The 25,945-nt window shown below is 71.3% G+C and carries 23 protein-coding genes and 1 tRNA gene; 12 read left to right on the top strand and 12 right to left on the bottom strand.

From position 1 onward, the window contains the following. Positions 1-155: 155 nt before the first annotated feature. The 3 genes from ACZ69Q_RS19055 to ACZ69Q_RS19065 are packed head-to-tail and all read left to right on the top strand — an operon-like array spanning position 156 to position 4,822. On the top strand, positions 156-1,325 hold the full coding sequence (locus ACZ69Q_RS19055; protein WP_471043048.1) for an HpcH/HpaI aldolase/citrate lyase family protein: 1,170 nt from the start codon (positions 156-158) through the stop codon (positions 1,323-1,325). A gap of 33 nt (positions 1,326-1,358) precedes the next feature. Then, positions 1,359-4,007 (top strand): phosphoribosyltransferase, encoded by a 2,649-nt coding sequence (locus ACZ69Q_RS19060; RefSeq protein ID WP_471043051.1) that lies wholly within the window; start codon positions 1,359-1,361, stop codon positions 4,005-4,007. Beyond that, positions 4,007-4,822, top strand: coding sequence for an HAD family hydrolase (locus tag ACZ69Q_RS19065; protein WP_471043053.1), 816 nt, complete (start codon positions 4,007-4,009; stop codon positions 4,820-4,822). The genes ACZ69Q_RS19060 and ACZ69Q_RS19065 overlap by 1 nt, the downstream gene beginning before the upstream one ends. 81 nt (positions 4,823-4,903) lie before the next feature. Here the strand turns inward: ACZ69Q_RS19065 and ACZ69Q_RS19070 are convergent, their stop codons facing one another. Continuing rightward, positions 4,904-5,125 carry an FmdB family zinc ribbon protein gene (locus tag ACZ69Q_RS19070; protein ID WP_471043056.1) on the bottom strand — a complete coding sequence of 74 codons (222 nt, stop codon included), beginning with the start codon at positions 5,123-5,125 and terminating at the stop codon, positions 4,904-4,906. A gap of 252 nt (positions 5,126-5,377) precedes the next feature. Between ACZ69Q_RS19070 and ACZ69Q_RS19075 the strand changes: the two genes are divergently transcribed. The 3 genes from ACZ69Q_RS19075 to ACZ69Q_RS19085 all read left to right on the top strand — a co-directional run bounded on the left by ACZ69Q_RS19075 (position 5,378) and on the right by ACZ69Q_RS19085 (position 10,146). Further along, positions 5,378-7,513 (top strand): transglycosylase domain-containing protein, encoded by a 2,136-nt coding sequence (locus ACZ69Q_RS19075; RefSeq protein WP_471043712.1) that lies wholly within the window; start codon positions 5,378-5,380, stop codon positions 7,511-7,513. A gap of 77 nt (positions 7,514-7,590) precedes the next feature. Beyond that, the gene (locus ACZ69Q_RS19080; RefSeq protein ID WP_471043058.1) at positions 7,591-8,880 is read left to right on the top strand and encodes a polysaccharide deacetylase family protein; all 1,290 of its coding nucleotides are present in this window, start codon (positions 7,591-7,593) and stop codon (positions 8,878-8,880) included. A 99-nt stretch (positions 8,881-8,979) separates the two neighbouring features. Further along, positions 8,980-10,146 carry an amidase domain-containing protein gene (locus ACZ69Q_RS19085; protein WP_471043061.1) on the top strand — a complete coding sequence of 389 codons (1,167 nt, stop codon included), beginning with the start codon at positions 8,980-8,982 and terminating at the stop codon, positions 10,144-10,146. Between the two features lie 43 nt (positions 10,147-10,189). Here ACZ69Q_RS19085 and ACZ69Q_RS19090 read toward each other — a convergent pair whose 3' ends face one another. Both ACZ69Q_RS19090 and ACZ69Q_RS19095 read right to left on the bottom strand, forming a co-directional pair. Then, positions 10,190-11,515, bottom strand: a complete 1,326-nt coding sequence (locus ACZ69Q_RS19090) for a hypothetical protein (RefSeq protein ID WP_471043714.1) — start codon at positions 11,513-11,515, stop codon at positions 10,190-10,192. A gap of 309 nt (positions 11,516-11,824) precedes the next feature. After that, entirely contained in the window at positions 11,825-12,598 is a 774-nt protein-coding gene (locus ACZ69Q_RS19095) for a DUF4097 family beta strand repeat-containing protein (protein WP_471043063.1), read from the bottom strand. Between the two features lie 205 nt (positions 12,599-12,803). Here ACZ69Q_RS19095 and ACZ69Q_RS19100 point away from each other — a divergent pair. Continuing rightward, positions 12,804-12,875: transfer RNA gene (locus ACZ69Q_RS19100), tRNA-Val, on the top strand. A gap of 198 nt (positions 12,876-13,073) precedes the next feature. On the opposite strand, the gene ACZ69Q_RS19105 is transcribed toward ACZ69Q_RS19100, so the two are convergent. Then, complete coding sequence (locus tag ACZ69Q_RS19105) at positions 13,074-13,511, bottom strand: DUF6415 family natural product biosynthesis protein (protein ID WP_471043066.1); 438 nt, start codon at positions 13,509-13,511, stop codon at positions 13,074-13,076. Positions 13,512-13,686: 175 nt separating this feature from the next. Between ACZ69Q_RS19105 and ACZ69Q_RS19110 the strand changes: the two genes are divergently transcribed. Together ACZ69Q_RS19110 and ACZ69Q_RS19115 are read left to right on the top strand one after the other, a co-directional pair. After that, on the top strand, positions 13,687-14,433 hold the full coding sequence (locus ACZ69Q_RS19110; protein ID WP_471043069.1) for a DUF6879 family protein: 747 nt from the start codon (positions 13,687-13,689) through the stop codon (positions 14,431-14,433). A gap of 10 nt (positions 14,434-14,443) precedes the next feature. After that, positions 14,444-15,295, top strand: a complete 852-nt coding sequence (locus ACZ69Q_RS19115) for a helix-turn-helix domain-containing protein (RefSeq protein WP_471043071.1) — start codon at positions 14,444-14,446, stop codon at positions 15,293-15,295. A 162-nt stretch (positions 15,296-15,457) separates the two neighbouring features. On the opposite strand, the gene ACZ69Q_RS19120 is transcribed toward ACZ69Q_RS19115, so the two are convergent. Together ACZ69Q_RS19120 and ACZ69Q_RS19125 are read right to left on the bottom strand one after the other, a co-directional pair. Beyond that, positions 15,458-16,054, bottom strand: a complete 597-nt coding sequence (locus tag ACZ69Q_RS19120; RefSeq protein ID WP_471043074.1) for a hypothetical protein — start codon at positions 16,052-16,054, stop codon at positions 15,458-15,460. Positions 16,055-16,420: 366 nt separating this feature from the next. Further along, a complete protein-coding gene (locus ACZ69Q_RS19125; RefSeq protein ID WP_471043076.1) occupies positions 16,421-16,759 on the bottom strand; it encodes a hypothetical protein in 339 nt (112 codons plus the stop codon). A 113-nt stretch (positions 16,760-16,872) separates the two neighbouring features. On the opposite strand from ACZ69Q_RS19125, the gene ACZ69Q_RS19130 reads away from it, so the two are divergent. Next, a complete protein-coding gene (locus tag ACZ69Q_RS19130) occupies positions 16,873-17,346 on the top strand; it encodes a hypothetical protein (RefSeq protein WP_471043078.1) in 474 nt (157 codons plus the stop codon). Between the two features lie 8 nt (positions 17,347-17,354). Here the strand turns inward: ACZ69Q_RS19130 and ACZ69Q_RS19135 are convergent, their stop codons facing one another. Next, positions 17,355-18,260: a ketopantoate reductase family protein gene (locus tag ACZ69Q_RS19135; protein ID WP_471043080.1), complete on the bottom strand. Its 906-nt coding sequence runs from the start codon at positions 18,258-18,260 to the stop codon at positions 17,355-17,357. Positions 18,261-18,356: 96 nt separating this feature from the next. On the opposite strand from ACZ69Q_RS19135, the gene ACZ69Q_RS19140 reads away from it, so the two are divergent. Beyond that, the gene (locus ACZ69Q_RS19140) at positions 18,357-18,596 is read left to right on the top strand and encodes a DUF2277 domain-containing protein (protein WP_471043082.1); all 240 of its coding nucleotides are present in this window, start codon (positions 18,357-18,359) and stop codon (positions 18,594-18,596) included. Positions 18,597-18,701: 105 nt separating this feature from the next. On the opposite strand, the gene ACZ69Q_RS19145 is transcribed toward ACZ69Q_RS19140, so the two are convergent. The 5 genes from ACZ69Q_RS19145 to ACZ69Q_RS19165 all read right to left on the bottom strand — a co-directional run bounded on the left by ACZ69Q_RS19145 (position 18,702) and on the right by ACZ69Q_RS19165 (position 24,895). Then, positions 18,702-19,328 (bottom strand): DedA family protein, encoded by a 627-nt coding sequence (locus tag ACZ69Q_RS19145; protein WP_471043085.1) that lies wholly within the window; start codon positions 19,326-19,328, stop codon positions 18,702-18,704. Between the two features lie 250 nt (positions 19,329-19,578). Continuing rightward, positions 19,579-20,016: a DoxX family protein gene (locus ACZ69Q_RS19150; protein WP_471043087.1), complete on the bottom strand. Its 438-nt coding sequence runs from the start codon at positions 20,014-20,016 to the stop codon at positions 19,579-19,581. 90 nt (positions 20,017-20,106) lie between these two features. Continuing rightward, positions 20,107-22,035: an FAD/NAD(P)-binding protein gene (locus tag ACZ69Q_RS19155; RefSeq protein WP_471043089.1), complete on the bottom strand. Its 1,929-nt coding sequence runs from the start codon at positions 22,033-22,035 to the stop codon at positions 20,107-20,109. Between the two features lie 443 nt (positions 22,036-22,478). Further along, positions 22,479-24,119: an alkaline phosphatase D family protein gene (locus ACZ69Q_RS19160; protein ID WP_471043091.1), complete on the bottom strand. Its 1,641-nt coding sequence runs from the start codon at positions 24,117-24,119 to the stop codon at positions 22,479-22,481. A gap of 131 nt (positions 24,120-24,250) precedes the next feature. Further along, positions 24,251-24,895, bottom strand: coding sequence for an HNH endonuclease family protein (locus ACZ69Q_RS19165; RefSeq protein ID WP_471043093.1), 645 nt, complete (start codon positions 24,893-24,895; stop codon positions 24,251-24,253). A 410-nt stretch (positions 24,896-25,305) separates the two neighbouring features. Between ACZ69Q_RS19165 and ACZ69Q_RS19170 the strand changes: the two genes are divergently transcribed. After that, entirely contained in the window at positions 25,306-25,893 is a 588-nt protein-coding gene (locus tag ACZ69Q_RS19170; RefSeq protein WP_471043096.1) for a TMEM165/GDT1 family protein, read from the top strand. Positions 25,894-25,945: the final 52 nt, after the last annotated feature.

A 25,945-nucleotide genomic window follows, 5' to 3' on the forward strand; every position in this document is an offset into this window, starting at 1 on the left:
GACAACGCGGGGGTACACAGACCGTGCGTGGTCGTGTTTGTCCGCGTTACCAGAAATTCATGCCCGTCGGGAACCCCTGACATGGGTATCTACGTACTATTACCGGCCACCTGTGAACCGGTCACAGGGCCACTCGGTCTCCACGGGGGAGTTCTATGCGTCATTTCGGGCACATCGCCCCGGAGGTGCGGCAGCGCCTGTTCCATCAGGAACCGTGCGAGTTCACTGCCGACTCTCCGGCCCGGCTGCTCTCCGCGGCCCTGGGCGCCACGCTCTACAGTCCGGCCACCCGGCCGCGGCTCGCCGACGACATCGTCAAGCAGACCGGACGCGGCGTGGTCTCGATGGTGCTGTGCCTGGAGGACTCGATCGGTGACGCGGACGTCGCGGAGGGCGAGGAGAACCTGGTCCGCCAGTTCGCCGACCTCGCGGGACGCGAGGGCGCGGACGATCTGCCGCTGCTCTTCATCCGGGTCCGCACCCCCGAGCAGATCCCCGATCTGGTGCGCAGAATCGGTCCTGCCGTCCGGCTGCTGTCCGGATTCGTGCTGCCGAAGTTCACCGAGGAACGGGGCATGCCCTTCCTGGAGGCCCTCGCGACCGCCGAGACGGCGAGCGGCCGCCGGCTGTTCGCCATGCCGGTGCTGGAATCGCCCGAGCTGATGTACCGCGAGTCACGCGTGGAGACCCTGGAGGGCGTCTCCCGCGCCGTCGACAAGTACCGGGACCGGGTGCTCGCGCTGCGCCTCGGCGTCACCGACTTCTGCTCGTCGTACGGGCTGCGCCGGGCCCCGGACATGACCGCGTACGACGTCCAGATCGTCGCCTCCGTGATCGCCGACGTGGTGAACATGCTGGGCCGGGCCGACGGCACCGGATTCACCGTGACCGGGCCGGTGTGGGAGTACTTCCGGGTGCAGGAACGCATGTTCAAGCCCCAGTTGCGCCGCAGCCCCTTCCTCGAGGGCCAGGCCGAGGAACTGCGCGAGGCCCTGATCGAGCACTCCATGGACGGCCTGCTGCGCGAGATCACCATGGACCACGCCAACGGCCTGCTCGGCAAGACGTGCATCCACCCCTCCCATGTGCTGCCCGTGCACGCGCTGTCCGTGGTCAGTCACGAGGAGTTCAGTGACGCCGAGGACATCCTGCGGCCCGAGCGCTGCGGCGGGGGTGTACTCAGGTCGCAGTACACGAACAAGATGAATGAGGTGAAGCCGCATCGTGCCTGGGCCGAGCGCACCATGCTGCGGGCCGAGGCGTTCGGTGTGGCCAATGAGGACATCGGCTTCGTGGAGCTGCTCGCCGCCGGAATCCCGGCCTGAACCGGCCGACCGGCCTCTAATTCCAAGGGACGCATGAACAAGGCAGTGAACAACGGGGTCTGGTCCGGGAGCTGGGTCGCCGAGCGGCTCGGGGTCGAGCTCGTGGGCGACGACGAGCTCACCGAGATGCTGGGGCTCGCCCTGCGGCGCAACCCCAAGCGGGCCCATCTGCTGGTCTCCAACGTGCTCGGCAAGCACGTACCGCAGTCACCCACCGTGGTGTACGGCGCCGGCTTCGCCCTGGGCCGTCGGGTGCGGGAGCTGCTGGGCGACGGCGAGGCCGCCAGGGCGGTCGTCCTCGGTTACGCGGAGACGGCGACCGGGCTCGGGCACGCCGTCGCCGACGGTGTCGGCCTCGCCCCGTATCTGCACTCCACGCGCCGGCCGGTCGCCGGCGTCGCCCGTGCGGGCGGCTTCGAGGAGTCCCACTCGCACGCCACGTCCCATCTGCTGCTGCCGGAGGATCCGGCGCTGCTGGTCGGTGACGGGCCGCTGGTCCTGGTCGACGACGAGTTCTCGACCGGGAACACGGTGCTGAACACCGTCCGGGATCTCCACGAGCGGTATCCGCGGCGGCGGTACGTCGTGGTCGCGCTCGTGGACATGCGGTCGGCGGCCGACGCCGGGCGGCTGGAGAAGTTCGCGCGGGAGATCGGCGCGCGGGTGGACCTGGTGGCGGCGGCCTCGGGGACGGTACGGCTGCCCGAGGGGGTGCTGGAGAAGGGGCAGGAGCTGGTGGCGCGGTACGAGGCGGAGAGTGCGGCGGAGGGTTCTTCGTCGTCCGCGGCGCCGTCTGGGCCGGGCGCGCAGTTCCCCGCGCCCCCAAGCAGCGGCGTTGCCGCTGAAGCCGGCCTGGAGGGCAACCTCCCAAGCAGCGGCGTTGCCCTTGAAGCCGCCCAGGACGCCAACCCCCCAGGGGCGCGGGGAACTGCGCGACCGGCCCCTACCGGCCCGCACCCGGACGACGACCCCACCGGCCCCCACGCGACCCGCGTGGACCTGCACTGGCCCCCCGGCCTCCCCGACGGCGGTCGGCACGGCTTCAGCCCCGCACACCGCTCCCGCCTCGACAGCGCCCTCCCCGCCATGACGGCCCGCCTCGCGGAGGCACTCCCCGCCGACGCGCGCAGCGTCCTCGTCCTCGGCTTCGAGGAGCTGATGTACGCGCCGCTCAGGCTCGCCCGTGAGCTGGAGCAGGTCGCCGAGGGCGTCGAGGTCCGCTACTCGACCACCACCCGCTCGCCCGTCCTCGCGGTCGACGACCCGGGCTACGCGATACGCACCCGCCTGGTCTTCCCGGCCCACGACACCCCGGCCGACGGCCCCGGCGAGCGCTACGCCTACAACGTCGCGGGCGCCGGCTTCGACGCCGTCATAGCCGTCGTCGACTCGGTCGCCGACACCCCCGAACTGCACGCCCCCGAGGGCCTGCTGGCCCGGCTCGCCGACCACACCCCCCACGTTCTGCTGGCGGTCGTGCCGTCGTACGTCCCCGGGCCCCTGGCCCTTCCCGAAAGGCACCCGATGCTGCCCGAGCCCCTCCGCGGCCCCGCCTTCTCCTCGTACGCCCCCGAGGAGGTCGGCTGGCTGCTCCAGGACCTCTCGGACGTGACGCTGGAGGCGCCGACCGAGGAGCGCGAGGAGGCCATCCAGAGCGGCGGCGCGCACTACGCGGAGTCGCTGCCGGTGGAGTACCAGCCGAGTGAGCAGTACCAGGAGCTGTTCCACGCGGCACTGGCGGAGTCGGCGACGCGGCTGGCACAGGCGGCCGGCGCGGTCACCGAGCTCGTGCTGGCCGAGAGGTCACCGAGGCCCGTGCTCGTCTCGCTCGCCCGCGCCGGCACCCCCGTCGGCGTCCTGATGCGCCGCTGGGCCCAGTTCCGGCACGGCCTCGACCTGCCCCACTACGCCGTCTCGATCGTGCGCGGACGCGGCATCGACGCCAACGCCCTGCGCTGGCTGGCCGCGCACCACGACCCGCGGGACGTCGTCTTCGTCGACGGCTGGACCGGCAAGGGCGCGATCACCCGTGAACTGTCCGCGGCGATACGCGAGTTCGAGGCGTCCGACGGCATCACCGGCTTCGACCCGGAGATCGCGGTCCTGGCCGACCCGGGCTCGTGCGTGCGGACGTACGGCACCCGCGAGGACTACCTGATCCCCTCCGCGTGCCTCAACTCCACGGTCTCCGGCCTGATCTCCCGTACGGTCCTGCGCGCCGACCTGGTCGGCCCGCACGACTACCACGGCGCGAAGTTCTACCGCGAACTCGCCGGCGCCGACGTCTCCGTGGCCTTCCTGGACGCCGTCTCCGCCCGCTTCCCGGAGGTCGTGGACGCCGTCGACGCGACCGCCAAGGAACTGCTGTCCGGCGACCGCGAGCCGACCTGGGAGGGCTGGGCGGCCGTCGAGCGCATCAGCGAGGAGTACGGCATCCACGACGTGAACCTCGTCAAGCCGGGCGTCGGCGAGACCACGCGGGTGCTGCTGCGCCGGGTGCCCTGGAAGATCCTGGCGCGGGCCGGAGCCGGCGCCGACCTGGACCACGTACGCCTGCTGGCCGAACAAAGAGGAGTACCGGTGGAGGAAGTGGCCGAACTGCCGTACACCTGCGTGGGGTTGATCCACCCCAAGTACACGCGGGGCGCGACGGGCGCCGACGGCCGGGCGGTGAACCTCTGATGCCGGTGCTGGTGGCGAGCGACCTCGACCGTACGCTGATCTACTCCGCCGCGGCCCTCGCGCTGACCATGCCGGACGCGCGGGCACCGAGGCTGCTGTGCGTGGAGGTGCACGAGAGCAGGCCGCTGTCGTACATGACCGAGACGGCGGCCGGGCTGCTGACCGACCTCGGTGACGCGGCGGTCTTCGTGCCGACGACGACCCGGACCCGCAAGCAGTACCAGCGCATCAACCTGCCGGGCCCCGAGCCGAAGTACGCGATCTGCGCCAACGGCGGCCACATCCTCGTCGACGGCGTCGCCGACCCCGACTGGAGCGCGCGGGTCGCCGCCCGGCTGGCCGAGCAGTGCGCGCCGCTCGCGGAGGTGCAGGACCATCTGATGGCGTCGGCGTCCCCGGCGTGGGTGCGCAAGCACCGGATCGCCGAGGACCTCTTCGCCTACCTGGTCGTCGAGCGCGAGCTGCTGCCCGAGGAATGGGTGAAGGAGCTCGCGGTGTGGGCGGAGAACCGGGGCTGGACGGTGTCGCTGCAGGGCCGCAAGATCTACGCCGTCCCGAAGCCGCTGACCAAGAGCGCCGCCATGCACGAGGTCGCCCGCCGCACGGGCGCGGCCCTGACGCTGGCCGCCGGTGACTCCCTCCTGGACGCCGACCTGCTCCTGGCCGCCGACCGGGGCTGGCGCCCGGGCCACGGAGAGCTCGCGGACGCCGACTGGACGGCCCCGGCGATCAGCGCGCTGCCGGAGCGGGGCGTCCTGGCGGGGGAGCGCATCCTGAGGGAGTTCCTGAAGGCAACCCGCACGGAAGCGCCCTAAAGGGCGCGGAGCGCCCTGCGGGGCGCGGGGAACTGCGCGACCAGCCCCCACGCACCCGCAGTCGGAGGTGTACCGGTCTGCCTAGCCGCAGCAGCCCCCACCACAACAGCCGCCCCCGCCGCCGCTCGCCCTCGGAGCCGCGGCCGGGGCGGACGCCGTCCCGCCGACGGCGACCGTCGACAGAAGCTTCACGGTGTCCGCGTGGCCGGCCGGGCAGCTCGCCGGGGCGGAGGACTCCGCCATCGGACGGTTCAGTTCGAAGGTGTCGCCGCAGCTTCGGCAGCGGTATTCGTAGCGAGGCATGGTCACAGGTTAATCGGCATGACCGGTTACACACCCCTCTGCGGTCGTTTGCGATCGGAGCTGTCCGATACCGGTGTGGAGAAATTGAAAAGAGCACTGATATTTTTCGATCGACGCGAGGGAGCCGTAAGGCCGGGGGAACAGGGGGCGCGCTGCCGTTGACCGCGGCGGCCATGCCCTTCCTCGCGGGCACGACCGAATGCGGGGAGGGGCGCAGCCGTGACCAGGGCTGGGCAGGAGCCGGACGAGACCATGCAGTTAAAGGTCCCCGCGCTCCCGCCGGACGAGACCGTGCAATTGCGGACGGTCGAGGCGGGTTTATCCCGCAATTCAGACGTCTCTTCAGACAAGAGCCGATTCCGCCCACCAGGGCGCCGCCGCAAGGCCGCGCGCCCTGCCGCCCTGTCCCGGCTCAAAGCGCTCGCGGGGCCCTGGGCGACCCGCGCCGCGCCCTACGCACGTCGGCTGCGCCCGCAGTACCCGCGCCCCGGCCGCACCGGCTGGCGCCGCTGGATGCCCTCGTGGCGGCAGTGGCTCGGCGGCGCGCTGACGTTCCTCGGCCTGACCACCGTCGCCCTGGGTGTGGCCTACGCCACCACCGACATCCCCAAGAACCTCAACTCGTACGCGACCCAGCAGGACAACGTCTACTTCTGGTCCGACGGGACGCCCATGGCCCGCACCGGCTGGGTGCGGCGGCAGGACATGCCGCTGAAGGACATACCCGAGGACGTCCGCTGGGCCGTGCTCGCCGCCGAGAACGCCAGCTTCTACAACGACCCCGGCATCTCCCTCAGCGGCCTCACCCGGGCCGTGTGGCGCACCTTTGGCGAGGGCGACACCCAGGGCGGCTCCACCATCACCCAGCAGTACGTCAAGAACGTCTACCTCAACCAGGACCGCTCGGTCGGCCGCAAGTTCACCGAGGCCATGCTCGCCCTCAAGCTCGACAACCGGATGAGCAAGGACGACATCCTGGAGGGCTACCTCAACACCAGTTGGTTCGGCCGCGGGACCTACGGCATGCAGCGCGCCGCCCAGGCCTACTACGGCAAGGACGTCTCCGAACTCGACGTCAGCGAGGCCGCCGTCCTCGCCTCCCTCCTCAAGGGCGCCGCTCTCTACGACCCCGCACTGAGCAAGGCCAACCACGCGCGGGCCGTGGAGCGCTGGTCGTGGATCCTCGACCGCATGGTCGACATAGGCCGGCTGTCGCCGTCCGAGCGGGCCAAGTACCGTGCGTTCCCCGAGCCGTTGAAGCAGGGCCGGGGCTACGACACCGGCAAGCAGAGCGACTACCTGGTGGAACTGGCCGCGCAGTACGCGAAAAAGGCCGCGCACCTGACGGACCAGCAGTTCGACCTCGGCGGCTACCAGATCTACACGACCTTCGACCGCAAGCGGGAGACCGCGCTCACCGACGCCGTGACCAAGGCTCGCGGCAAGGCGAGGAAGGCGGACGCGGACACGGCGAGGGCCGCGCACTACGGAGCCGCGTCGGTGGCCACCGACGGACGCATCCTCGCCGTCTACGGTGGCCCCGACCACCGTACGCAGGGCTACAACGAGTCCAACGCGACCACCGTGCCCGCCGGTTCGGCCTTCCTGCCCTTCGTCTACGCCTCCGCGCTCCACAACGGCGTCCAGCGCACCCGCGACGGCGGCCCGACCGAGGTCACCCCGGACACGCTGTACGACGGTGACGACGGCGTGCCGGTCATGACGCCCGAGGGGCCGTACTGGGACCGCAGCGGCAAGCAGGTCGCCGCCCGCAACGACGGCCGCAAGGACTACGGGCGGATCAGCCTGCACCAGGCGCTCGCGCGGTCGGTGAACACGCCGTTCATGCAGCTCGGCATGGACACCGGCCTGGACAAGGTGCGCCGGACCGCGCAGGCGGCCGGGCTGCTCTCCTCCAGCTTCGGCCCGCAGGTGCCGGCGCTGTCCCTGGGCAGCGCCACGCCCAGCGCGATCCGGATGGCGAGCGGGTACGCCACGTTCGCCGCCGCGGGCACGCATGTCGAGCCGTACTCGGTGGCCCGGATCACCCGTAACGGCTCCACGGTGAAGCTGGCGAAGCCCGCCTCCCGCCGGGCGGTGACGGCGAAGGTGGCCGAGCAGGTCCAGTCCGCGCTCGGGTCCGCCTTCAGCCTCGCCCACCCGGCCGCCGCGGCCCCCACCGCGCGGGTGACCGGAAAGCCCGGCACCACCCAGGACGACACCGCGGCCTGGTACGTCGGCACGGCGGCGTCCGTGTCGACGGCCGTGGTGGCCTACCGCATCGATCTCACCAAGAGCCTCGAACCACTGCCGTTGAAGGGCGTCGCCGGCACTCCCGCCGGCAGCGTCCCGTACGACATCTGGTCCGGCGCCCTGGGCCTCGGCTGACCCGCCGCCCCCCTCCCTCAGCCCCTCACTCCCTCACCCCCCTCAACCCCCCACCCCCCTCGCAGATTGAGCCGCCCATGATGTCTCCGTCAGGCCGCCGTCGCCGCCCCCGCGCACCCCGCCGCAACCCTCCCCCGGGGATGCTGACCCTGGCCGCGCTGCTCGTCGTCGCGTCCCTCGGCGGCGGCTATCTGGTCCTGAACCGCACGACCGGCACCGCCCCGACCGCGTCCTCCGGCACCTCCCCGGCCGCCGGCGGCCGCGCCTCCGCCCAGCCGAGCGGCGAACCCGGGTGGGACGGCAGGACGAAGGTCCTCGGCGACGGCTCGACCTCGTACACCGGCCCGCAGAAGGGCCAGTTGAAACCGGAACCCCTCAAGCCCGGTGAGAAGCCTCCCCAGTTCGTCGTCTTCTCCTGGGACGGCGCGCTCCAGGGCGACGACGAACTCTTCTCCCACTACCGGGAGATGGCGAAGAAGTACGACGCCCACATGACCTTCTTCCTCACCGGTATCTATCTCCTGCCCAAGGACAAGAAGGACCTCTACGCCCCGCCCCAGCACCCCAAGGGCTCGGCGGCGATCAGCTTCCCCACCGACGAGCACATCCGCACCACGCTGGAGCAGCTCGGCAAGGCGTGGCAGGACGGGAACGAGATCGGTACCCACTTCAACGGCCACTTCTGCGGCACCAAGGGCGGCGACGACTGGAGCGTGGCGGAGTGGAAGAGCGAGATCGACCAGTTCTACGACTTCGTGGAGCGCTGGAAGACCAACACCGGCTACACCGACCTCGACCCGCTGCCGTTCGACTTCCGCAAGGAGGTAGCCGGCGGCCGCGCGCCCTGTCTGGAGGGCCAGTCGAACCTGCTGAAGGCCGTCAAGAGCTACAAGTGGCGCTACGACGCCAGCTCCACGGGCGACTTCCAGATATGGCCGACGAAGAAGAACGGCATCTGGGACTTCCCGCTCCAGATGCTCCCGTACGAGGACGGTGACTTCCAGGGCCTGTCGATGGACTTCAACTTCCTCTACAACCAGTCCAAGGGTGAGACCGACGGCGACCCGGCCAGGCACGCCGAGTGGCAGCAGGAGACCCTCGACACCTACATGGCCGGCTTCAACCGGGTCTACTACGGCAGCCGGGCCCCGCTGTTCGTCGGCAACCACTTCGAGGAGTGGAACGGCGGCATCTACATGAAGGCCGTCGACCGGGTCATCGAGAACGTGTGTACGAAGAAGGGCGTCAAGTGTGTGTCCTTCAAGGAGCTCGCCGACTGGATGGATGTTCAGAAGCCCGAGACGCTCCAGCGGCTGCGCAGCCTGGACCCGGCGCAGTCGCCGGACTGGTCGACGGTGGTGAAGTAGTCGGCTGAATGCTCAACTACCCCCGGGTTCTCCACAGTTGAGGAGAAGGTGTAAACATTCCTTGCCCGGGTTCGACCACCCCGGGCAAGGAGAATCCCCGTGAGACCAAGAACCCCGATCCGTACGCGCCGCCGCGCCACCATAGTCGCGGCGGCCGTCGCCTCGATCGCCGCCTCGGCGGCACTGCTGCCCACCTGGAGCGCCGGCGCCGCGGTCGCCGACGACCCGACGCTGGACGCCGGGACCCGGGCCACCTTCCGGCAACTGGCGGACGCGGTCTTCACCGACCGCACCCAGGCCCTGGTCGACGGCGAGCAGAGCCGGAAGCCGCTGACCGACGGCTTCTCGGGCGACGTCCGCCTGTCCTCCCGGGTGGCCCGCGGCGAGGACGCCGCCCTGTCCACGCTCAAGGGGCGCAAGGACCTCCTCGCGCAGCTCGGCGAGAAGTACCGCAAGGCCGACACCGCCGTCACCCTGGACGCCGCCCGCGTCACCGGCCGCACGGCCAAGGCCGCCGTCACCGAGACCACGACCCTGACCTACGCCGAGGTCCGCGGCGGCGAACCGAGGACCACCGGCTTCCAGGCCCACCACGAACTCACCTTCACCGCCGACCGGCGCGGCGACTGGCAGCTCACCGGCATCCGCGACACCGACGAGGGCATCGCGGTGAACACGCTCGCCAAGCCGTCCGTCAAGGCGCCCACGGTCGACGACACCATGCCGTCGGCGCCGCGCGCCGCCACCACCTACCCCGCCCCGGCCAAGCCCAAGACGCTCACGGGCACCGCCCTGGACTACAAGGCCATGGCCGCCTACGCGGAGAAGTACTGGAGCAACTACAACAAGGACTACCCGGACCTGGGCGGCCGGGGCGCCGGCGGCGACTGCACCAACTTCGTCAGCCAGTCCCTGAAGGCGGGCGGCTGGAAGCACGTCCCGGGCTATGTGTACGACTACACCAGGTGGTTCGGCAACGCCGACATCCAGTCGCACTCGTTCGTCGGCGTCAACGAGTGGTCCTGGTTCGCCCAGAACTCCAAGCGGACCACCCCCCTCGCCAACGTCTACCAGCTCGACGTCGGCGACGTGCTCCAGATGGACTTCGACAAGGACGGGTCCAAGGACCACACCATGATCGTCACCTACCGCAGCCCGCAGGGCGTGCCGTATCTGACGTACCACTCCACCAACACCTACCGGCGTTCGGCGGCGAGCATCATCGCGTCGTTCTCGAACGCGGCGTTCTACGCCTACCGCACCTGACCGGTACGGGCCCGCCCCGTCGCCGGTGCCGGCCGGGGCGGGCTCAGTGTCCGGCGCCGCGCTCGTCGCGGATCTGCGTGACGACGTCGGCGACGGTCTGCCGTACGGCCTCCGTCTCGGTCAGGAAGTGCCAGTAGTCCGGGTGGCGGCCCTCCAGGGTGCCGATCGCCCGCTCCAGTTGGGCGACCGAGTCGTCCAGCGGGCGCGCGTGCCGCGGGTCGGGCGTGTTCCGTCCCGCCATCGCCAGCCGCTGGGCGTCCCGGATCGCGAAGCGGGTCCGGTCGATCTCCTGCTGCGGGTCCTTCTGCACGGCGTTCAGCCGGCGCAGCCGGTCGCCGGCCGCCGAAACCGACTCGTCCGTGGTGTTCAGCAGGGCCCGGACCGTGGACAGCAGCGCGGTGGCGTCCGGCCACCGCTGCTCGTCACGCGCGGCCTGCGCCTCGGTGAGCTTGCGCTCCGCCTGCCGTACGTTCTCCCCGGCCAGGTCCGGGACGCCCTGGAGGTCCTGCCAGCAGGCCGCTGTGAACCGCCGTCGCAGCTCGCTCAGCACCGGCTCGACCTGCCCGGCACGGGTGGTGAGCGCCTGTGCACGGGTCCGCAGCGACACGAGCCGGTGGTCGATCTCGGCCGCCTTCTCCGGCAGCCGCTCCGCCTCCACCCGGACCGCTTCCGCCTCCCGCGCGACCCGCTCGGCGCGCTCCAGGGTCAGCGGGACGCCGTGCTGCCCGGCGCCCTGGTTCAGCTTCGTCAGCTCCGGGGCGAGGGCCGCGAGCCGCGCCGCGAGGTCGTCCGCCCGCAGCCCCGATGTGCGCACGGCGTCCAGCGCGTTCGACGCGGCGAGCAGGCCCTGCCGGGCGCGCTCGACGGCCGGGGCGAGCCGGGCGAGCTGGGTCTCGGCCTTGCCGAGCAGCGGGCCGAGACCGTCCGCGAACCGGTCCAGCTCGCGCTTGACGTTGTCGAGGTCGTCCTTGGCCTTCGCCAGGTCCGTACGGGCGCGGGTCGCGGCCGAGGCCTCCAGGTCGTCGCGGTCGAGGTCGTGGGCGTCGACGGCGTTGATGTACTGGTGGCTGACCTCGTCGATCCGCCGCCCGAGCGCGTCGAAGTCGGTGATCGCCCGCCGGGCGGCCGGGGAGTCGTCGACGGCCGCGATCGTCTCGATCGAGATCCGCAGGTCCCGCTGGGCCGTGTCCAGCTCGTAGAACGCTGCCGCCGCGGCGTCCTTCGCGGCCTGCGCCTCGGCCCGCTGGCTCTCGGCCCGCCCGCCGAACCAGCGCCGGGTGCCGCCGCCGGCGAAGGCGGCGGGCAGCGCGAGGGCGACGACCAGGGGGAGGGCGACGAGCGTGAGGGAGTCGGCGAGGGAGCCACGCAGGGCCCGGCGCGGGGGCCGTACGACCCTGGAGGCGGGTTGTGGGACGACCGGGGAGGCGGGTTGTGGGACGACCGGGGAGGCGGGCTGTGGGGCGACCCGGGAGGTGGGCGGTGGGGCGACCCGGTAGAAGGACAGCGGAACGACCCGGGAGACGGCCTGCGGGAGGCCCCGCGCGAAGCGGCTGCGCCCACGCGGCACTGACGGCGATTTCGGCTGTCGAGGTGTCGCCGTCACATCCCTCTCCCGTGTTGTCATTCACCCTGCCCGGTTGTCATTCTCCCACCGGTTTAGGACGAACACACGGGCCGGTTAGTTCGCGGTTCGGACCGTGACTTTTCCGTCGCCGGTGCTGGCGGAGACCACATGCGCGCTGGTGTCGCTGCGCGGCACGGACACATCCACCCCACCGTCACCGGTCCGGGTCGTCACGCGGTACGTCGCCCGCGGCAGCTCGATGGTCACCGATCCGTCGCCGGTGCGGGTCTCCACCCTGTCCGGCACGGTGCCCAGTTCGAGCTTCACCGACCCGTCCCCGGTCTGCGCCTTCACCTGACGCGAGGAGACGTCGGAGACCCGCACGGACCCGTCGCCCGTCTTGAGGTCCAGCGGCCCGCTGGAGTCGGTGACGTGCACGGAGCCGTCCCCCGTGTGCACGCTCAGTGCGTCCTGGAACCCGCGCGCCCGCACGCTGCCGTCCCCGTCCTCGACCTTCACGGTGACTCCGCGCGGCACCTCGATGCGGTGCTTGGCCGAGCAGTCGGCGATCATGCCGCTGCACTTCTCCCGCAGCACCAGCCGGTCGTCCTTCATCGACCAGGTCACCTTCGGATCCGACCCGATCGCGACGGACCCCTGGAACCAACGGGTGACCTCCACCGTGCCGGCCTTGTTCGAGTCCGCGGCGACGATCTCCAGCGCCGAGTCGTCCGAGTCGACGGTGAGCGTCCGCCCCTGGAGGGCGAACGACTTGTGCTCAGGGTCCTTGTCGTCCCCGGCGGAGGCTCCACAGGCGGCGAGACCCGCGACGAGCGCCACGACCACCCCGGAAACGGCTACGGCGCGGGCTGGAACGGAACGGGCCATGACGATCTCCCCCTGAGAGTTCCCCGAGCCGACCTCTTCGGCCCCGGGCTGCGACGGTGCTTCGACCGTACGGATCCCGGGCCCGGCGCGGGATCCGGGCCGCTCCCGGATCCATGGTGGGGATAACCCCAGGACTTCCCTGACCTCCGGCGAAACGGGTTTGCGGGACATGGCCTCCGGCAAGGTAGGCTGTCGACTCGTTCTCGGGTGCGTAGCTCAGGGGTAGAGCGCCTGCCTTACAAGCAGGATGTCGGCGGTTCGAAACCGTCCGCGCCCACCGGCAGATAACCCCCAGCTCAGCTAGGGTTTCGCAGCCCCTCGGAGTGATCTTCGGGGGGCTGTTTTCGTGCCCGGAGTCCCCATGGGGCTGACGGGGCCACCGCCCGTACGTCCCGCTGCCGGAGTGGTCGGCGGCGCCGCCGCGGGCGGGCCTTCAGTCGAGCCGGCCGCGTGCCGCTCCCAGGCCACCGCCTGGTCAGTCACGGCCCGCCATGTCGACCGTGTCGGCGTGCAGATTCTCGTAGTGGTCGCACAGGGCCATGACGGACCGTGCCAGCCGTCTTACGCGCTCGGTCTCGCCGTGCAGGCCCGCGGCCTCCGGCTCGTACAGTCGCCGCTTCGCTTCATCGACTCCGGCCATCGCCACCTGTGCGGGCACGTCGTCAGTCGGCAGGCTCGATGCGGCCTGTTCGACCTTGGGGATCAGTAGCTGCACATAGCCGCTGAGGTCCCGGTGCCAGAGCTTCGCGCTCTCGTGCCGGGGGAGCGTCGGCTGATCTAGGAACCAGGACGCGGCGACACGCATCGAGGTGATACGCGGCGCGGTGTCCGTCGACTGCTGCGTGCTCTTTTCGCTGGCCGACTCCGGAGCTGTGAGGGGATCGATCTCTTGCATCCCGCGTGCTTTGACCATGAACAGGACGCTACGGACGCGCAGTTGGCAGTCACCATGCGCTGTTCTCGAATGCTCTCGCCGAATCTCGGAATGTTCCCGTTTGGTCTCGCGGCGCCGCGTTTTCCGCGTAGTACGAGGCCTTGAGTCCGGCCATGCTGAAGGCGGCCGACCCGGCACCGATGGGAGACCGACGATGGCGCGACGGATTCGCTTCAACGGCACCGACAGCAAGAACGGGGGCTGCCCAGCAGTCCACGAGGACCTCGACAGCGGTGAGATCCTCGTGCAAGGGCGGCCGGTCACGGACCCTCAGGACATTGCCCAGCTCCGGCACTTGGGCCCCCACGACGCGGTGGTGGCCGTCCCTCGCGAGCTGCTCGTCAACCACGGCCCGAAGGAGATGCACCGCGTGCCGAAGATCATCGACCTGGAGGAGTTCGGTCGGCTCTTCGAGACGTTCGACCACTCGGCATGGCACCTGGAGACCCGCCGCGGCTACGCCTCCGACCGTGAAGACCTCGGCTTCGACGAGTTCGTCGCCACCGGCGATGCCCCGTGTGACCTCGACAGCGACTGGTGCCAGAACATCCGTCGGCAGACGGCGGCCGGGAAGTACGTCGGCCGGGTGCGCGTCGTCGACAACCCGCCGACCGACGGGCAGCGGTTCCTCCTCAGCTACGCCCGCTGCAACGCGGCCACCGGCGAGGACGCCCGCAACCTGTGGCGCGAGGACGCCGACCGGGCACACCTGCCCACCGAGGACTTCTGGCTCTTCGACTCGCGACTGGTCGCCGTCCTCCGCTTCGACGACCAGGACGTCTTCCACGACGTGGAGATCATCACCGAGCCTGCCGAGGTGCTGCGCTACTGCCAGGTCCGCGACGCGGCCGTGCACGCCTCGATCCCGTACGACGCCTTCGCGGCAGAGCTGAAGGGCTGACCCGGCACCGGTGAGCACGGACTACCAGCAGGCACGCGAGGCCCTCGGTCGACGCCTGAGGGAGCTACGCCTGTCAGCCCCGGGAGGCCGCCTCACCGGCACGCAGCTTGCGCAACGGCTCGGCTGGCCGCACTCCAAGGTGTACAAGCTGGAGGGCGGCCGGCAGACCGCGGTTCCGGAGGACCTCCAGGCCTGGGCGCACGCCGTAGGCCACCCGGACACTGCCGAGGAACTGGTAGCCCGGCTCAAGGGGTTCGAGTCCCACATCCGCTCCTGGCGCCGCCAGCTCGGTGCCGGCCACCGGCCGGTCCAGGACACCTGGAACGTCGCCGTCGACCGGTCCCGCGTCATCCACGCCTGGGAAGAGGCGGTCATCCCGGGCATGCTCCAGACTGCTGACTACGCGCGGCACATCTTCCTGCGGTACGCCGACCTTCAGGGAACGAAACGTGACACGGAGGAAGCTGTCCGCTCCCGGATGGAACGGCAAACCTGGCTGTACCAGGGCGGCAGACGCCTTCACGCGCTGGTGTGGGAGCCCGCGCTGCACGCCCTCGTGTGCCCACCCTCCGTGCTCGCCGCTCAACTGGACCGTCTGGCGGGCCACGTCGGGATGGACACGATCGAGCTCGGAATCATCCCCCTCAGCGCGCCTCTGAAGGTCCCAGCCGCGAACGGCTTTTGGATCCTCGACAACAGCCTCGTCATCGCCGAGGACTGGCACGCCGAGCTATGGCTGGACGACGACGAGACGGTGGCTTCCTACCGGCGTGTGTGGGAGACACTCGCCGAGTCGGCGCTGTACGGCGTAGACGCGCAGAACGTCATCAGCCGCGCCCGGCACGGGTTCCACACCCGCTGACCCGGGCATATCGAAAGCTCATCTCACGTTCACGGCCGCAGCCGGAGAGCGCCGGACTCGTCGACGGGTCGCTTGTCCCGGTTGACGGCCACGAGGTCACCTCCGGGCTTGCGAAGGCCCGGCCGCGCACGGGCGCGAGCCGGGCCGGACTGTGGTGACGGGTCAGTAGTTCCCGTTGGCGATCATGTCGCCGTCACTGCCGTACACGGTCACCAGACCGTTCTTCGACTCGTAGCAGGACGCGAAGGCCGACGCGATCAGCTTGGCGTCGCCGGCGTTCTCGCTCAGGAACCCGCCCTTGTAGTCGGTGAAGACCTCGGCGGCGTCGAGAATGTCGTTGCTCTTGTCGGTGCCGGTCACCTTGGTGACGTGGCCGGCGGCAGCCTTCTCGCTGTCCGTACCGGACTTGGCGACGCAGTCCTTGAACTGCTCGGCCTGGCTCTTGTCCTCGGCCGGCGCTTCCTCCGCAGGCTTGTCGGCGGCCTGCTCCTCGGCGACCTTGGGCTTGTTCGAAGTGGCGGCGACAGCCTTGTCCTTGTTGCTCTTGTCGGTGGAGTCGTCACCACCACCAGCGACGGCGCCGATCACGATGAGGCCGACGAACACGGCACCGATGATGCCGAGGATCTTGCCCGTCTTCCGCTTGGGCGGCTGGGGCGGGGGAGCGCCCCAACCCTGCTGCTGCGGATAGCCGTAGCCGGGCTGCGTCGGCTGCTGCGGTGCCCCGTATCCGGGCTCCTGCGGGTACTGCTGGCTCATGTGCCCCCCTTGGCGCAATTTGCGTGGAGGGTGAATCTAACTGATGTGTGGAGTGTGTGAAGGCGCTGCAATGATTCTGTGATCTATGTGAATCGGGATCCGTAAACGACGAAGGCCCGCACCGTGGCGGCCCTTGGGGTCTGAGTCCGGGCAGGCCTGGCATGAGGACGCGAAGCGGCATGGTCGCGCTGAACGCAACTACGGGCGCAGTCAGCAGAGTTGGCCCGTTTCCGCTGCCGCTCTCGGCGACGGTGGTTCCAGAGAATGAGTCGACCCCGCCGCGAAGGGGGTGCGGCGGGGCCGCGTCTGTGCCTGGGCTACGGCGTGTCGTTGGGGGTGTCCTTGATCATCTTTGCCTTCGGCGTTTCAGGTCCCCTTGGGTGCCCCGTGGGCGTGCTTCAGCTTCGTGCGGGCGTCGACCCGGTCCGGGCCGGCCATCTCCGACCAGAACCGGTGGCCGCTGACGAACACCGCGAGTTCGTGCTCGCGCTGCCGGAGCTTCTCCACCTCGGCCTGCTCGTCCTCCGTCCAGCCGGGGGAGGCGGGGCGCTCGACCTTGCGCCAGCCGTTGTCGTCGCTGAACCCGTCCAGGGGTACGACCGACCAGGGCAGCCGCTTCAGCAGGGCCGACAGCTCGGCCCGGACCTGATGCAGCTCCTCCTGACCGGCGAGCAGGTCACTCGGAAAGTCATAGGGCGTAGCCACGCGGCAATGCTACGCCTGTTCGATTTTGGGTTGCGAGTGCCTTTGGGTGGTTCATGCGAACGAGTGTGTGGGGGCATGATCGGCATGGGCGTAGGCGGGCAGGGGAGGGGTGGATGGGCGGTCCGGGCGGCGGGTTCCGGTTGGAGCGTGGGTCGACGGGGTTCTTCACCGGCAGCGGCCCGGGCGTGCGCGGCACCGACCCCAGGGTGTGCCGTACGGCCTGTTACGCGGTGGCCCGAGCCGCTGGTGGGCGGGTCGGGGCGTTCGAGACGCGGCAGCTCACGCAGACCTTCCACACCGCCACCATCGACGGCCCGGACGGCCGCCACTGCGCCCTGTTCCAGACCTGCTTCCCGCTCGTCGCGTTCGTGGACGAGCCGCGCGACTGGTACACGGACCAATTCCTGGAACCGCCCGCCTGGGCCGCCGGCCTCGGTGACTTCGGGTTCACCGTGCTGGGTGCGGCGGTGCTGCTGTCGCCGCTCTCCTCGGCGGACACCTCCGCCCTGTCCGCCGTGGAGCAGCAGCAGATCGACTACTGGCGGCCGCAGACCGTCGGCGCGGTGCTCTTCAACTCCTGGGACTGAGCGATCGGCTAGTAGCCCGCGGCCCGCAACTCGCCCACCAGGCGGGTCGCCACGGGCACCGGAACTCCGTGTCGCTCCGCCGCGCGCAGCAACGCGCCGCCGATGGCGTCCAGTTCGAGGGCGCGGCCTGCCTCCGCGTCGCGTTGCATCGAGGACTTCGTGGTGGGCGGGAAGGCGTCGTAGCGGGCGACGGCCAGGGCCGGGTCGGAGGGGCCGCCGCAGGCGGCGCTGACGGCTGTCGCCTCGTCGACGAGGGACAGCAACTCCTCGCGGTGCCGGGTGCGTACGTCGCCGATGGGCAGGGCGTAGTGGGTGGTGAGGAGGGCGAAAGGCGCCAGCAGGGACATCTTCGCCCAGAGTGTCGCCGCCTCGTCGGCGTGGACCCGGGTCGTGGGGCCGGCCGTCTCGAGGACCTGCGCCAGGGCGGCCAGGCGGTCGTCGGGGACCGGGTCACCGGTGAGGTCGATCTCGGCGAAGGGGGTGCCGTGCTCGATCTCCCCCGGGGCGACGCGGGTCGACTCGGCGCGGATGGCGGCGGGGGCCACCCGGTCCGGGCGGTACCGGGCGCGCAGCAGCGCGGGGTGTTCCACACCGTTCAGGAACGGTACGACCAAGCCGTCGCCCAGTGCGGCGGGCGGGACACGCGTCAGGGCCGCGTCGAGCGAGGTGGCCTTGACCGCGATCAGACAGGCGTCGACCGGTTCGCGGAGCTCGGTGTCGGCCTCGACCGGGGCCGTGAAGTCCCCGAACAGGCCGCTGCGGACGTGGATTCCGCTCGTGCCCAGTGTCTTCGCCGTCTCGTCGCCGGCCAGGCAGATGACACGGTGGCCGGAGCGGGACAGCAGCGCGGCGAGCAGTCCGCCGATGCCGCCCGGGCCCAGGATCGCCACGGTGAGTCCGTCGTTCGCGGTCATGTGCATCCTCTCGTCGGTCGGCCCCGCCCCCTCAGCGGTGGCCGCCCCGGACGTGATCATGGCAGACGGGCACGGTCCCGAGGGAGACTGTTCGACATGTGCCGCAGTATCAAGACACTCCGTCCGCCCGTGTTGCCCGAGGAGGCGACGGAGGAAGACATCCGGGCCGCCGCCCTCCAGTACGTGCGCAAGGTCTCCGGCTTCCGTGCCCCGGCCGCGCACAACAGGGAGGTCTTCGACCGAGCCGTGGACGCCATCGCCGAGGCCACGGCCGAACTGCTCGACGGACTGGAGGTGCGAGGGGCGCCCGCGACGGCGCGCAGGGCGGCCGGATAACGCCGCCGGGCGAGGCCGAGGGCAGCGGGGGTGCACCCAGGCGAATGCCGGGTGTGCCCACGCCGATGCCTGCGTGCCTTCGCGCCTGCGTCCGGCTCCGCCTTCCTACGCCTGCGCAGGCTTCCGCCGCACCAGATACGTCGCGCCCGCCCCCGCCGCGAACAGCGCCGCCACCGACACCCCCGTCGCCAGCCAGGTCGCGCCCAGCCACTGGGCCCCGAAATAGCCGAGGGCCACGCTGTAGACGGCCCAGGCGAGGCCCGCCAGGGCTGACCAGGGGAGGAAGTCGCGGACGCGGCGGTGGGTGGCGCCGGCGCCGAGGGAGACCACCGAGCGGCCGGCCGGAGCGAAGCGGGCCAGCACCACCAGGGCGCCGCCGCCCCGGGCCAGGGCCGCGCCGAGACGTTCCTGCGCTGCGGTCAGGCGGCGGGAGCGGGCGATCGCGCGGTCGAGGCGGGCGCCGCCGCGCCAGGCGAGGCGGTAGGCGACCAGGTCGCCGAGGACGGAGGCCGTCGCGGCGCAGAGCGTCAGCGCCAGGATGTCCGGAACCTCGCCGGGCACCTCCCCGGTGGCGGCACCCGAACCCGCGGCCGCGGCCGTGGCCGCCGTGATCACCAGAACGCCGCTGGGCAGGACCGGTACGAACACGTCCAGCAGTACCGACACCGCGACCACGACATAGATCCATGGGCCCGCGGTCAACGCGCCCACGTCCTCGATCCCCTCGAGCACTGCAACTCCCCGTTTAACCCCCGTGGCCAGACCTTTGCCGCGACGTCCTGGGGGAGCGGCAGGGGCGGCCTATGACAGCCATACAGCGTACGCCGGTGGTGTGACGGGAGATCCATCGGGTGCTCGTGTGTTCGGCACAGCATGTTCACCCGGCCGAGGGCGCCCGATCACGCAGGGCACGCGCAACGGCGCCCGTACCCGCGAGGTGCACGGGGTACGGACGCCGTCGGGTGGGACCGGGGCCGGGCGGTCAGGCGGCGACCGGTGTCTGGTCGGCCGCCGTGCTGCTCGTCGCGCCGGAGCGCTTGGTGAACAGCCGGTCCAGGCCGAAGGCGCCGGAGCCGGTGAAGATCAGCAGGAACATCGCCCAGCAGTACATGGCGGCGCCTTCGCCGCTGTTCTCGATGGGCCACAGCGCCTGCGGCTGGTGGACCTTGAAGTACGCGTACGCCATGGCGCCGGAGGATATGAACGCCGCGGCACGGGTACCGAGGCCGAGCAGGACCAGGCTGCCGCCGACGAGTTCGATCACCGCGGCGTACCAGCTCGGCCAGGCGCCGGCGTCGGGGGTCTCGCCGCCGAAGGTGCCGAAGAGCGAGTTGGCGCCGTGGCAGGCGAAGAGCAGGCCGACGACGATGCGGAACAGGCCGATGGCATACGGCTGGGCGCTGTTGAGGCGTCCGGTCATGTGGGGGGCTCCCTCGGTCTGGGTGCGGCCGGTGCCGGTGAGCACCGGCCTGGGGACGGAAAGTGAACGGTGGCCCCACGTTAGGCTGGCCTAATCGATGCTTGCAAGTTCAACATTTGGCCACGCTTGCGCCCCGCCATCCCCTTCCGTCCCGGGAATCACGGCACGTAGTGCCGCTCTGGCCACCGCGTCCGCATCCGAAAGAGTGACCGAATCCACACCTGGCCGCGCCCCCGCGGCCGTCACCCAGTGCACCCCCTCCGTGGGCACGCCGAACGCGAACCGCCGTGCGTGCGCCTGCCCCTGGCGGTCGATCAGCCGGTACGGCCGCTGAGTCACGTCCAGCCCGCCGGTCTCGTACCCGTCGACCGCGTGCGGCCGGCACTGCCCCGTCTTCAGGAGTCTGGCGAGCAGTTCGTCCGCCGTGCGGCGCAAGTCCGGTTCGGGCAGCCGGGCTTCGACGAGCGTGGTCGCGCGCACCGCGGAGCCCGGCACCTCGGGGGAGTGCGCCACCCACGCGTCCGCCTCCTCCCGCACCTCGACCCGTGGCCCGAGCACCTCCACCACACCCGCCTCCATCAGGGCCGTCAGCTCCTCGACGCGTCGCCGGGGAGGGCCGATGGACAGGAAGGCGTTGAGCGGGGTGTACCAGCGGTCCAGGTGGTCCCGGCGCGAGGTGCCGGTGAGGCCGGCGTGGTCGACGATCAGGCGCAGTTCGTTGCGCAGGTCCCGCAGCACGTCGAGGGCCGACTTCAGCGGGCCGTGCACATTGCCCCGGGCGGCCTGGGCGGCGTCCTCGCGCAGATACGCCAGCAGCCAGTCGCGCCACCGCCCGGGATCCGGGAAGTCGCAGTCCGCATACGGCCGGGAGACCCGGTCCCAGCTCCAGCGCTCACCCTGCGGTATCCCGAACTCGTCGAGCAGACGCGCCTCCTGGGGGTCGCGGTGGGGGACGGCCAGGAAGCGCTCGGTGAACTCCGGGCGCCCGGCCGCCGGTATCAGCGCCGCGTAGTACACCGTCTCCACCTCCTTCGCCACCAGCGGCCATATCTCCGCGAGGAAGTCCGGAGCCTCGCCCGAGTCGGCGCGCTTGCGGAAGCCGGCGATCACCTCCGGCGTCAGCACGAGCGGGAGATGGCGGCCGTACGGCCCCTTCGCGTTGTCGCCGCGGGCCTGGTACGGGATGCCGCGCCGCGAACCGGCGTACAGGCGCGGCTCGTCGCCGGAGGGGAGGTAACGCAGGCCGCCGGCGTCCCGGACGAAACGGCCGCCGCGGCCCGTCGTCAACAGGGCCATGTGGTCGAAGAAGTTGAGGCCCAGACCGCGCAACAGCACCGGTTCGCCCGGGGATACGGCAGACAGGTCCACGTCGGCGGGGTTGGCGGGTGCGACGTACCGCAGGCCGTGCCGCTCGGCGTGGGCGGCAAGGTGGCGCTGGGCGGTGTCGGCGGCCGTCGGGAGGTGGCCCTGCGCCAGCACCACGGCGGACAGGCCGGGCAGGACGCGGCCGTCGTCGAGGGTGAGCACCTGGCGGCCGTCGGGCGCGTCGTCGAGCCGTACCGCACGGGCGGCGTACGTCTCGACGCGCACGGTCGGCGGTGCCTCGCGCACGACCTTCGCGAACACCCACTCCAGGTACCGGCCGTACTGTGCGCGGGTCGGGTACTCGTCCGGGCCCAGCTCGCCCGCCGCCCAGTCGTAGAGGCTCGGGCCGGGCCGGATCGGGCCCGAGCAGTCGACGCTCTCGTCGGTGAACAGGGTGACCTGCGAGGACACCGTGTTCATCAACAGCTCGGGCGACTGCGCGGTGCGCCACACGCGTCCCGGGCCGGGCGGCGCCGGGTCGATGACATGGACCGTGAGGCGCGTCCCGGGCGGCAGGAGTTCGGGAGCGCAGGCGCACAGGCGTTCCAGGACGCTGGTGCCGCGGGGGCCGGCGCCGACCAGGGCGACGGAGGCCGGGGTCGGTGCGGGGGGCGGTGCGGTCAAAAGGGTGACTCCCGGGCGTGTGGGGCGCATTGGAGCGGGCGAGCCGTCGGGCGGAAGCGGACGGTCCGGCTCATCATGCCGTCGCCGGCGGGGCGAACCAGGCCCGGGGGTCGGCGAGTGTGGGATGCATCACGAGCATCACGGGCCACGCCGGTCACTAGCGGTCGGAACGGTTTGAATATGGGGCGAGTTCGGACTCAGCGGTGGGTTTTCCGGCGGGGGCTTCGGGTTTCGTTGCCGGCTGCGGGCCGGTGGGGGCCGCTCGCGCAGTTCCCCGCGCCCCTGGGTAGGCGGCCGCGAGGCCGACCTTCAGGGGCGCGGGGAACTGCGCGACCAGCCACACGCGACCCGCAGGCGCCGACCGACCCGAGCGCCCGAGCGCCCGAGCTCTCAGGCTCAGCGGCACACCGTCACGCCGTCCGCAGCCCCGCCGACCGACGAGCGCCCGAGTTCTCATGCGCAACGGCTCACCCTCACCGGGCGAGTTCCGACTCCGCCACCGTCCGCAGTCGTGCCGTGCCTTCGCGCCCCTCGCGCGCCTGCTCCAGCCGCAGTCGTGCCGAGCGGCGCGTGAGGGTCAGGGTCATGAGCTGGTTGCCGAACCACGGTCCGCCGGTCCGGCGCCAGTCGATCGGCGGCCGGGGGCAGCCCCCGTGCCCCGCGAACCGCCGCCCGAGCACTCGGGCGAGCCCGCTCCAGCCGAAGCGGAAGCCGAGCCGGATCGCGAGCGGGACGGCGTTGTGGACGGGCGAACAGGTCAGTTGGAGGACCCGGGCGTCGGGCCCGGTGCCGTCCGGCCAGGCCGGCTCGGCGATGTACGCGTGATGCACGTCCCCCGACAGGACGCACACCGTCGCCGGCGCCCCGGGCCCCGAACCGGCCTCGGCGATCAGTTCCGTCAACGCGTCGAAGGACGACGGGAACGCCGCCCAGTGCTCCAGGTCGGCCCGCCGCCGCAGATCCTCGCCGAACCGCGCCCAGCGCTCCCCGCGCTCGCCCCGGCACAGGGCCGCGTTCCAGGCCTCGGCGTCGTGCACCAGATGCGGCAGCAGCCACGGCAGGGACGTACCGATCAGGAGGTGGTCGTAGGAGCCGGGGGCGTCGAGCACCTGCTCCCGCAGCCATCGCGCCGCGCCGGGGTCGAGCATGGACCGCGCCTCCTCGTCGAGGACGCGGGCCGCCCGGGTGTCCACCATCAGCAGCCGCACGCGGCCGAAGTCGCGCCGGTAGCTCCAGCGGACCGAGGCCGGGTCGGCGTCCGCCTTGCACGCGAAGGAGCGCAGCTCGTCGGTGCCGTCGGGGGCTTCGCGCACGGCGGCGAAGAGCGGGTCGGCGGCCAGCTCGGCCGGGGAGAGGTTCCCCAGGTGCTGGTGGACCCAGTACGACATCAGCCCGCTCAGCAGGCGCTCGCGCCACCAAGGGGTGGCCCGCATGTCGGCGAGCCAGGCGGCGGAGGTGTTCCAGTCGTCGATGACGTCGTGGTCGTCGAAGATCATGCAGCTCGGCACGGTGGACAGCAGCCAGCGCACCTCCGGGTCGAGCCAGGACTCGTAGTAGAGGCGGGTGTACTCCTCGTAGTCCGCGACCTCGCTGCCCGGCGGGTCGCTCAGATCGCGCCGGGCGGCCAGCCAGCGCCTGGTCGCCTTGGAGGTCTCGTCGGCGTACACCTGGTCGCCCAGCAGCACCAGCACGTCGGGTCGCTCGCCGTCCGGGTCGGCCGCCATCCGGGCGGCCAGCGTGTCCAGGGCGTCCGGCCCGACCGGGTCCTTCTCGTCGGCGGGAGGCGCCGCCCAGCGGCAGGAGCCGAAGGCGAGCCGGACGGGGTCGCTCTCGGCCGGGGTGCGGATGACGGAGGGCGGGAAGGGGGAGCCGGGAAGCGGCCACACGCCCATGTCGTCGAGGAGGACCTCGTACGGCGTCGTCGTCCCCGGAGTGAGGCCGGTCACCGGCACGAGGGCGTAGTGATGGCCGGCGACCTGGAAGGTACGGGTCTCGCCGCCGGCCCCGTCCGCCGCGCGCACCCGGACGGCGCACGGACGGCTCGCCTCGACCCACACGGTCGCGGACGAGCCGTCGACGTACCTCAGCAGTGGACCCAGGCGCAGTTCGGCCACGTCGATGCCCTCCTCCGTCGCCCCGTACGGTACGGAACGACGGAGGGGAACGGGGAGGTTCCGCAGATCACGGTTTGCCGAACTCCGTCAGCTCACGGCCGGCTCGCCGGAGCCGCGCCTGGGCGCTCTGTTCAGCAGCTCGCGAGGTAGTTCGTGAGGGCGGTCTTCTCCGCCGAGTCGACCGAGAGGTCGTAGTAGTACTTCACCTGCACCCAGGCGCGGACGTACGTGCAGCGGTAGGCCGTGCGCGAGGGCATCCACTGGGCCGGGTCCTGGTCGCCCTTGGCCTGGTTCACGTTGTCCGTGACGGCGATGAGCTGCGGGCGGGTCAGGTCGTTGGCGAAGGACTGGCGCCGGGAGGTGGTCCAACTGTCGGCGCCGGAGTCCCAGGCCTCGGCCAGCGGGACGAGGTGGTCGATGTCGAGGTCGGAGGCGGCGGTCCAGGTGGCGCCGTCGTAGACGGAGTACCAGCTACCGCTGACCGCGGCGCAGGAGGAGTCCTGGACGACGTTGGAGCCGTCGCGCTTGAGGACGACCTCGCGGGTGTTGCAGGCGCCGGACTGGGTGATCCAGTGCGGGAACAGGTCGCGGTCGTAGCCCGTGCGGTCCTCGGTGGCCACGGTGAGCTGGGCGAGGTAGCTGCGGGCGGTGGCGGCGCTGACGGGGGTGGGGAGCGCGGCGGAGGCGGTCGGAGCGTTGAAGAGTGCGACGGAGGCTATGAGGCCGCTGAGGGCCGCGAGTATGCTGACCCGTCGACGCGCGTAGAACTTCGACATGCGAACTCCCTTGAGGGGTGGGGGTGTTGGCGAGCGAGCGAAGGAATGCTCGCGGCGCCGCATTGCCGGGAGGTGTGCGTGCGGTAAGAAACTAGTGACGTGTGCATGACACGACAAGGTTGAGGGCGTGACTTTCTTCCTGTGAATCGGTCGATGGCTCGTTCGACTCCGTCCCGTACGATGGACGGCGCAGAAGGGGAGTAGCTCTTCGCCGGACCGTCGACATACTGCTCAGCTCGTCTGAGCCGGCGCCCGGAGGCGGGCCTCGTTCGCGAGGTCGGCCAGCGAGACCTTCGGCAAGCAGTGCACGCCTGTGTCGTACGGCACGGGTGCTCAGTGTGCTGCCGTGCCGAGGTGTCGTAGCGCAGTGACATTGCTCTCGGTGGGGCAGCCCGACCGATTGAGGAACCTTGATCAGCTTCACCGTGACGGTGGTCGTCTTCGGCGTCGTCTTCCTCGCCGAACTGCCCGACAAGACCGCGCTCGCCGGGCTCGTCCTCGGTACGCGCTATCGCGCCTCGTACGTCTTCGCCGGTGTCGCCGCCGCGTTCGCGGTGCACGTGGCGCTCGCCGTGGCGGCCGGCAGCGTGCTGACGCTGCTGCCGCAGCAGCTCGTGTCCGCGCTCACCGGTGTGCTCTTCCTGGGCGGCGCGGCCGTGCTGCTCATGACGAAGGGCGGGGCCGACGATGGCGACGAGGTCCGCAAGCCGGAGAACCAGTCCTTCTGGAAGGTGTCCGGGGCCGGGTTCATGCTCATTCTGGTCGCCGAGTTCGGTGATCTGACGCAGATCATGACGGCGAACCTCGCGGCGCGCTACGACGATCCGCTGTCCGTCGGCATCGGTGCGGTGCTGGCGCTGTGGGCCGTGGCCGGTATCGGCATCGTCGGCGGCAACGCCCTGATGAAGCGGGTGCCGCTGAAGCTGATCACCAAGGTGGCGGCGCTCGTGATGCTGACCCTGGGTGCCTGGAGCCTGTACGAGGCGATCGCCGGCTGAGCCGGTGACCGGTCTTCCGGGCCCGGTCGTCCGGAGCCCGGTCGGAGCTGAA

This window comes from Streptomyces sp. NPDC036764 (assembly GCF_055609385.1).